The following is a 7,838-nucleotide window of genomic DNA, read 5'->3' as shown; positions in this document are numbered from 1 at the left end:
CCTCTACTATCTCGGACCGGCCGTCGCAACGGGCAACACCGTTGTCTGGGTGCCGGCGCCGACGACATCGCTGATTGCCACGGCACTTGTCGAATGCTTCATCGAGGCGGGCTTGCCGGACGGCGCCATCAATCTCGTTCTGGGAGATGGTGCGGAGGTGGGCGACGAGGCCGTCGTTCATCCGGGCACCCATGCCATCGGCTTCACCGGCAGTTCCGCCACCGGCGCGACGATCGCCCGGCGTGGCGCGGGCAAGCCGCTTCTGCTCGAAATGGGCGGCAACGGCCCGACCATCGTGCTAGCCGATGCCGATATCGACATGGCCGCCGCCCAGGTGGGGGCCGGCTGCTTTGCCAATGCCGGGCAGATCTGCACGGCCACCGAACGCGTGCTGGTGCATAAATCCATCCATGACCGGTTTATCGAAGGTCTGGTGAAAGCGGCCGCGAAGGTGAAAATGGGCGACCCTTTCGATCCCGCGACGACGATGGGGCCGATCAACAATGCGGTCGCCGTCGACAAGGTGCTCAGCCACATTGCGGACGCCCGCGCTCGTGGCGCCGAGATCGTCACCGGCGGCAATGTGGCGTCGGGTTTTGCCACCAATCTCTATTTCGAGCCGTCGATCGTCACAGGACTGACCCGGGAAAGCCTGCTCAACGTCGAGGAATCCTTCGGGCCGATTGCACCCGTGCTGACCTTCGAGACCGACGAGGAGGCGATGGAACTTGCGGCGTCCAGCCCCTACGGCCTGTCGGCCGCGGTCTTCACCAGCACCATCAAGAACGCCTTTGCCTTTGCTGAAAGCCTGAGGGTCGGTATCGTCAACGTCAACGAGATGAGCTGCTATTGGGAGCCGCATATTCCTGCCGGCGGCGCCGCCGGGACGCAGAGCGGCCTCGGCCGCACCGGGGGTCGGCACACGCTGATGGAAATGTGCGACCTGAAGACGATTACCGTGGACGTCACTCGCTGACATTCAAGGCCCGCGCCTTTTGCGCGGGCCTCCCGTGCGACCGTATGCCGTTCGGCAGCGAGCTGTCAGATGGACCGGCGCAGGCTGTCGGCCATTTTCTCGCCAATCATGATCGAGGTCAGATTGGTGTTTGCCTGGCAATCGAGCGGCATGATCGACGCATCGATAACCCGCAGCCCTTCAAAACCGTAGACCCGGCATTCCGGATCGACCACGGCCTCACCGGGCCTACCCATGCAACAGCCGCCGATCCCATGCTGCGCATCGGAAGACTGCGCCAGCAGGAAATTGTCGACCTCCTCGTCGCTTGCCATTTCGAGCCATGACAAAGGCAGATCGGAATCCCCCAGCAGGACGCGCTCGGCGATCGCCTGGATCGGCGCTTGCCGGGCAATCTCGCCAAGGTGGCGATAGGCGATACGCATGCGCTGAAGATCCATCGGATCGTCCAGCATGTTCTCTTCCACGATCGGCTGGTCGAAGGGATTGGCGGAACGCAACTGCACGGTGCCCCGGCTCTTGGCTTCCATCAGGATCAGATTGACCATGGCCTCGCCGAACTGGGCGCTGTCGGATTCCACGCCGATACCGCCATGGTTCATGGCGACGTAAAGAATGTCGTCGCGCTCGGCACCCGGCACGCCGGAACTCGTCCGCACACAGCAGTTGGTATGCCGCGCGTCGACATCGGTCGCCTTGAATTCCGGCTTCAGCTTCAGTTCGATGCGGCAATAAGGATGGTCGAAGAAACCTTCGCCGACCGGCAGGTCGGCAAGCACCTCGATGTCCTTTCGATTCAAGAGAGCCGCCGGACCGATGCCCGAGCGCTGCAGGATGACTGGAGAGTGGATGGCGCCGGCCGAGACGATGACCAGCGGCGCCTCGAATTTGCGAACCTGACCGGCCACGATGGCCAAAACGCCGATCGCTTTCTTGCCATCGAAAAGCACCTTGTCCACCGTCGCCTGCCCGATGATGGTGAGGTTCGGCCGGTCGCGGGCAGCTTCCAGATAGCCGTCATTGACCGACACGCGCTTGCCGGCTCGACTGTTGATGGGATAGGTGCAAGCCCCTTCGGCATCCGGAGCATTGAGATCGTCATGCCAGGGATGGCCGAGGGCCATCGCGCTTTGGCGCATGGCCTTGTCGACGCTTCCCCAGCTTTCGACAGGCGCGCGGTAGATCGGAATCGGGCCATCGCTGCCGTGAAAATTAGCCGCGATCGGGTCATCCTCCAGCCGGCGGAAGAAGGGCAGCACGTCGGCTCCCGACCAGCCCTTGCATCCGATTTCCTCCCAGCGGTCGAAGGCATGGAGCACGCCGCGAATGGCAATCTGCCCATTGACGGCCGTCGAACCGCCAAGCCCCTTGCCGCGCCAGTAGACCCGATGCTCCTGCCGCTTGGTGCGGCGAGCCATCAGGTCGGGGTACATATATTGTTGCTGAAAATGATCGGGAAGCAGCAGGTTGAAGGGATTTGGACTCGCCATCTCGGCAGGTTGCTCGCCGCTCCGGTAGTCCGGCCCCGCTTCCAGCAAAAGCACGTTCGTGGCCGCATCTTCGGTGAGCCGGGCGGCAAGGACAGCCCCGGCTGCGCCGGCTCCGACAACGATGACATCAAAGGGCATGCCGCACTCCCTACATCCGACCAATGCACGGCTCACTCGACCGCGACATCATCTTTGATTTCATTGTGCACGATCATCTGCTGGCATTCAGGCTCGGCGACGGACGCCGGAACCGACCACCTTAGCCGCCGTTGCACGACAGCAAGATCATCATGATTTGTTTTATATGTAAATATGATTTCGTATATGAACCCATCGGAAGTATCTCTTTTCACCATCTACTCCATACAGCGCGACGAACCCCGGTGCTTTCCGTCCCCCCTGCCGGCGGCTCTCACACCGTCATCGTCCATCGCCTTTTGATGTCGATCGGCCCTCGATAAAAGCGGTGTTCGACGCGCTGCCCTTCCACGTCGCCCCCAGGGAACAACTGCTTCCATGGAAAGTTAGTCCATGGCTACACCGCCGGTGAGCTTTCACGACAATCCAAGGGAGACAAATCATGGCGACTGCAAAAAGAGCGACGACCAAGGGACTGGAGGCTTTGTTCCTCGATGGGCTGAAGGACATCTACTACGCTGAAAAGAAGATACTCAAGGCCTTGCCGAAGATGGCAAAGGGCGCCGAATCCGAGGAGGTGGCTGCGGCCTTCGAAAAACATCGCATGGAAACCGAAGGCCAGGTTGATCGGCTCGAGCAAGTGTTCGAACTTATGGACAAACCGGCGCGCGGCAAAACCTGTCCGGCGATCGACGGCATTCTTGAGGAAGGGTCGGAAATTCTCGACGAATACAAGGGCGACCCAGCCCTGGATGCTGGGCTGGTCGGCGCGGCACAGGCCGTCGAACATTATGAAATCGCGCGCTACGGCACGTTGGTCGCGTGGGCTGAACAGCTTGGCAAGAGCGACGTGGTCAAGCTCCTCAACGAGACATTGAAAGAGGAGGTCGCGACGGACGAAGCGCTTTCCGGGCTGGGCGAAGGCGGTGTCAATGAGCGCGCCCTGGAGCAAGCTGCCTGACTGGGCGTCCTGACTGAAGTCGCCCCGGCAAAGTCGCCGGGGCGACTTTCGCGACCCTAACCGCAGCGTCGTCGATAGCACCTCTTTCAGATGCAATCAGACCCACCCCGATACTTCGGGGTGGGTCTGCTGAAATCACCCGCGATCAGCGGTTTTTGTGACTTTGTTCGCCAGCTTTCACGTGCTGTTCGTGGGTTCCACCACGCATGCCGGATCCATCGCCCTGCTGCCGTTGACCACCACCAGCGGCCTGCTGTTGCTGACGGTTTTTATTGTCGGCATTCTTGTGGCTCTGCTGGCCTGCCTTCACATGCTGTTCGTGGCTACCACCTTGATTGGGCATTCTTCTTCTCCTTCACAATGCACGAGGCGACAACCGCCTCGATTGCCTAAGAAGAGTCAGGCGCGAACGTTCCCTTACGTAACATTTTGTGAAGACCCTCAGACAAGCCGGGCGTTCGAAGGAGCTTGAGATGGATGCCGACCCGGAGAGCGTTGCGCCAACCTCGGGAGTAAGGTGCGTTGCACTGTCCCGCTGAATTGAAATGGGTGGTCTCGAAAGCTTGCTGGATAGCGAGATGCGCACCTTGCCACGCCGTTTATGCATTTGCGCGGAACGGTGGTGCTGTTCGCGTAGGCCGCATTGGGAGTCATCAGAGGTGCCATGAGAACGGCGATTGTCGAGATGGCGGTGAATGTTTTCGTCAAGCTGCGTAGCATGATCGAATTCCATCCTTGGATTCAGTTGAGGTTCAGGTTCGACCGCTCAGCCTTTTGCGGATGTCAGTCTGGCGTTGCGGCTGTGATGTTGGGCAACTCAGCGTAATTCAGCGTGAAATAACGATCATCGTTCCCCGGTGTCTTCGCATGATCGTCGAGAGATGATTTCCGGTCTTCGCGGCCCGTGCATCCGGATGGCTGTCAATGGAGGCTCGGCAGGCGATCCGCTTAGACAATGTCGTCGGCCAGGGCTGCAAGGCCCCGCCGACACAGAAGCTCGCCGCGGGATAAGGCTGGCCGAGGCAATTGAGAGAAGTAGATCAACCGTCACCTTGCAGGAACCGCCAATGCGATCTGCCTGTTAGCCTGGACGGACCCATTCCAGCGCAATTCACGTTGAGATCACGCGGAGCACTGCAAAGCATGCGTCATAAGGGAGGAACCCGACATGACGCTCAACATCAATAAGCCGCTGCGTGTAGCCCCAGTCGAAATTTCAGCTCGCGAAACAGCCTCATCCTTCACGGTTCGGTCTCCGCGCCTCCTTGCTTGGCGCAGCGCGTTAACGGCACGGATGTCTGGCCCTGGGGGAGCCTACAATGTCGGCAACCTCATTGGTCTTTGTCAGGGGATTACGGCGCAGATTCTCGTATCCGGCGATCTGAACCAACTCCTCTGGACAGGCGCGCCGGCCGCCATCAGCCATTATTTGACGGGCAATTTCGCTGCGATCGCAATGACCTCGGCGACGGCGATCTTCTTCGCCAGCGGCGAGATCTACCATCGCGCCTGGAACGGACGTCTCAAGCCTAGGGAAAATCTCAACCGCCTGGGTGATTTCCTGTCCGGCGTTGGTGCCGGTTGCCTTGGCCTGGCCCTGTTTGAACTTGGCCATCCGTTGCTGGCGTTGACATCGGGCCTGCTTCATTCCGTTGGAAAATTCGGCAGTGCTTGCCACCGACCCGGTGTCCGGATCCTCAACTTGTCGGAATACGGCCCCGACCCGTTTCGCGTCATGGTCCTTCTCAGCCGGCTGCCGGCCCTCATCGCCGCCGGGACAGAACTCTGTGCATCGCTGTTCAAATTCGAAGTCGAACAGCCACAGCATTGGTCTACGCCCGCCAGCCTTCTCGTTTGTTACCTGCTCTGGTCCTGGGCTGACCTGCTTCTGTTCCGATCGAGCCAACCTCGCGCAGCCCGCGATCATTCCGCCGGCTGATCAAGCTTCGCTATTCCAACCTCATTTGGAGAGACACCATGTTTGGATCATCATCCGACAATTCCGCAGAACAGATCGGCCGCTCCTATCCCTTGCAGCGACGCATCGGCACGATCTGCGTTTTCGGCGGCGCCATGCTTGGCAACGATCCCGACCACGCCCGTTGCGCCACCATCCTTGGCGAGACGATAGCCGCAGCAGGTATTCGCCTGGTCTATGGCGGTGGCTGTGATGGCCTGATGGGCCAGGTGGCTATTGCCGCAGCAGAAGGGGGTGGAACCGTGATCGCGATCACCCCGCAGTTCCTGATCGAGCGGATGAGAATGCTATTATCGGGATGCCAGACGATTTCAGTTCCCGACATGAGTATCCGCAAACAGCTCATGTTTGACTACGCGGATGCATTTGTAGCCTTGCCTGGCGGCATCGGAACCGTTGAGGAACTGACCGAGGTCATGACGCTTCGCAAGCTGGAAAGGCACTGCAAGCCGCTGGTCCTGGCGAATTTCAAAGGCTTCTGGTCACCACTTCTCGGCGTCTTCGAGAGCATGTCCGAGGCTGGCTTCATGAACTCGTCAACTCGATGCACGCAAATGGTTTCGGCAACCCCGGAGGCCATCCTTCCGCTTCTTCAGCGCAGCGTCAGTTTCGAGCAGAACGAACCGCCAACGCCCGTCCTGCTGCCCACCATCCCCGTCTTGCGCAGATCACATATATCGAGTGCTGGCCCCGGATAGATCGCGAACCAAAAGACGCGTTCTTCCGCGCAACACCAGCCACCTCGACGATGACGGGGTCCGTCGGCCCCGATCATCGCTTTCAAACCCGATCACAAACCGTTGGAGCCATTGCCCGCTGTGGTGATGCGATCAATCATGTCCAGATTCAAGGCAAATTCCTTGCTAATGCTTGCTGCGCTCATTTGGGGAGTGGGCAATGTGTCCCACAAGACCATACTGGCCCACCTCGATCCCATGGCGGTTGTTTTCCTGACCAGCGTGATCGCCGGACTGGTGACGTTGCCATTCGCGGTGCGGGAGCGCGACCCCGAAACCAACACCGGCTGGTTTCCAAGTGTGGCGAGAGTGGTTCTGCTTTTTGCTCTCGGCTGTGTGGTCCAGCAATTGTCCTATGTCAGCACGACGGTGACGAACTCGAGCCTCCTTATCAGCGCTTCCACTGTTATCACGCCGATCGCCGCATGGCTGATCATGAGGGAGCGTCCAAGTGCACTGATCCTATTCGTCGCAATTCTGACGGTCGTGGGATCGGCTCTCCTGGCGGGCGGCTTCAATGGTTCGGCAACCGCCGGCGACGCTTTCGCCGTCCTGACTGCAATCTGTTTTGCAGTATGGACGGTCGAACTCGGGCGGCATGTGCAGGCACATGGCCATCCCTTCGCGACGGCGGCCGCACAGTTCATCGGCACGGCCGTTGCCACGCTACCTTTCGCCCTGCAGGGCACAATGACATTTCAGGCAATTATGGCAGCATGGCCAGAACTCATCACGCTTGGTGTGTTCTCGACCGCTGTCGGCTTTTGCCTGCAGACTTCTGCACAGCGCTACACCACTTCGTCCCATGCGGCGGTGATTTGCAGCGGAGAGGGTGTGTTCGCCGCCATTTCCGCTGCCGCTCTGCTTGGTGAACGGCTTTCGCCCGACGGGCTTCTGGGTGCGGGCGTCATTCTGTCCTGTGTGCTGTTCACCGCCGTCTCGGCGGGCCCGAAGCTCGATCCGTCAGTGTCATGATCGCCTCGGCAATGTCGCTCTGCTCTGGGGCCGCGCCATTCAGACCACCGACGGGCAAGTCTGTTTCTACTCCCGGATTCATGCCAAGCTACTCGCCTGGCCGCATTCATCCTTCTGGAAAACGAGGTCTACTTCGATGCTCCACGGCGAAACGTCCTCCTTCGAAGCCGCCAACATACCGAACCGGTCAAACCAGAATTCAGACGACGGCCTCAACGACAAGCCGACCTTGAGAGGCATCAGGCTCTTCCCGTCCCTGGCGGACATGCCGATCGCCTTGTTTGACGCAACCGAAGACGAGAGCGCCATCGACCGCACCAAGGCGGGCTTGCTGGACATCACGGCGGAAATGGTCGGCCCGACCGATGGACTTGAAGGCAGTGATCTCAGCCCTACACCAGCCGGCTTTACCTATTTCGGTCAATTCGTGTTCCATGACATCGTCTTCAGCCAAATATTCGGATTGCCCAAGCCGACAGGCAAAACCCATCATTTGAAGAACGCGTCCTCGCAAGGCCTTGACCTTTCGGGGCTCTATGGGCGGGGGCCAATCGTCGACGCCCATCTCTACGATGTTGCGGAT

General features: G+C 59.8%; 7 protein-coding genes and 1 pseudogene. 6 read left to right on the top strand and 2 right to left on the bottom strand.

The genetic code is table 11. The features are described 5' to 3' along the window. The coding region (locus ENZ75_RS13685) for an aldehyde dehydrogenase family protein (protein ID WP_164887811.1) at positions 1 to 976 on the top strand (976 nt) is incomplete at its 5' end. Positions 977 to 1,041: 65 nt separating this feature from the next. Here the strand turns inward: ENZ75_RS13685 and ENZ75_RS13680 are convergent. Beyond that, positions 1,042 to 2,604 carry a GMC family oxidoreductase N-terminal domain-containing protein gene (locus ENZ75_RS13680; RefSeq protein ID WP_063168709.1) on the bottom strand — a complete coding sequence of 521 codons (1,563 nt, stop codon included), beginning with the start codon at positions 2,602 to 2,604 and terminating at the stop codon, positions 1,042 to 1,044. A 442-nt stretch (positions 2,605 to 3,046) separates the two neighbouring features. On the opposite strand from ENZ75_RS13680, the gene ENZ75_RS13675 reads away from it, so the two are divergent. Continuing rightward, positions 3,047 to 3,565: a ferritin-like domain-containing protein gene (locus ENZ75_RS13675; protein WP_013530428.1), complete on the top strand. Its 519-nt coding sequence runs from the start codon at positions 3,047 to 3,049 to the stop codon at positions 3,563 to 3,565. Positions 3,566 to 3,710: 145 nt separating this feature from the next. Here ENZ75_RS13675 and ENZ75_RS13670 read toward each other — a convergent pair whose 3' ends face one another. Next, positions 3,711 to 3,908: a hypothetical protein gene (locus ENZ75_RS13670; RefSeq protein WP_013530427.1), complete on the bottom strand. Its 198-nt coding sequence runs from the start codon at positions 3,906 to 3,908 to the stop codon at positions 3,711 to 3,713. Between the two features lie 825 nt (positions 3,909 to 4,733). Here ENZ75_RS13670 and ENZ75_RS13665 point away from each other — a divergent pair. The 4 genes and pseudogenes from ENZ75_RS13665 to ENZ75_RS13650 form a co-directional block, all read left to right on the top strand. Then, positions 4,734 to 5,504: a hypothetical protein gene (locus tag ENZ75_RS13665; protein WP_013530426.1), complete on the top strand. Its 771-nt coding sequence runs from the start codon at positions 4,734 to 4,736 to the stop codon at positions 5,502 to 5,504. A 38-nt stretch (positions 5,505 to 5,542) separates the two neighbouring features. Further along, on the top strand, positions 5,543 to 6,241 hold the full coding sequence (locus ENZ75_RS13660) for a TIGR00730 family Rossman fold protein (RefSeq protein WP_013530425.1): 699 nt from the start codon (positions 5,543 to 5,545) through the stop codon (positions 6,239 to 6,241). A 138-nt stretch (positions 6,242 to 6,379) separates the two neighbouring features. Next, positions 6,380 to 7,255, top strand: coding sequence for a DMT family transporter (locus ENZ75_RS13655; protein WP_244514330.1), 876 nt, complete (start codon positions 6,380 to 6,382; stop codon positions 7,253 to 7,255). A gap of 136 nt (positions 7,256 to 7,391) precedes the next feature. Next, a pseudogene (locus ENZ75_RS13650) lies at positions 7,392 to 7,838 on the top strand (hypothetical protein); the annotation flags it as partial.

Source organism: Mesorhizobium sp. M7A.F.Ca.CA.002.04.1.1, assembly GCF_004022805.1.
Taxonomy (GTDB): Bacteria; Pseudomonadota; Alphaproteobacteria; order Rhizobiales; family Rhizobiaceae; genus Mesorhizobium; species Mesorhizobium ciceri.
The sequence above is the reverse complement of the archived record's forward strand: the minus strand, read 5'-3'. Positions and strand labels throughout refer to the sequence as shown.

Excerpts from the sequence above, each read along its gene's own strand:
- ENZ75_RS13670 (WP_013530427.1), bottom strand. The coding sequence starts at position 3,908 with ATGCCCAATCAAGGTGGTAGCCACGAACAGCATGTGAAGGCAGGCCAG.
- ENZ75_RS13665 (WP_013530426.1), top strand. The coding sequence starts at position 4,734 with ATGACGCTCAACATCAATAAGCCGCTGCGTGTAGCCCCAGTCGAAATT.
- ENZ75_RS13655 (WP_244514330.1), top strand. The coding sequence starts at position 6,380 with ATGTCCAGATTCAAGGCAAATTCCTTGCTAATGCTTGCTGCGCTCATT.
- ENZ75_RS13660 (WP_013530425.1), top strand. The coding sequence starts at position 5,543 with ATGTTTGGATCATCATCCGACAATTCCGCAGAACAGATCGGCCGCTCC.
- ENZ75_RS13680 (WP_063168709.1), bottom strand. The coding sequence starts at position 2,604 with ATGCCCTTTGATGTCATCGTTGTCGGAGCCGGCGCAGCCGGGGCTGTC.
- ENZ75_RS13675 (WP_013530428.1), top strand. The coding sequence starts at position 3,047 with ATGGCGACTGCAAAAAGAGCGACGACCAAGGGACTGGAGGCTTTGTTC.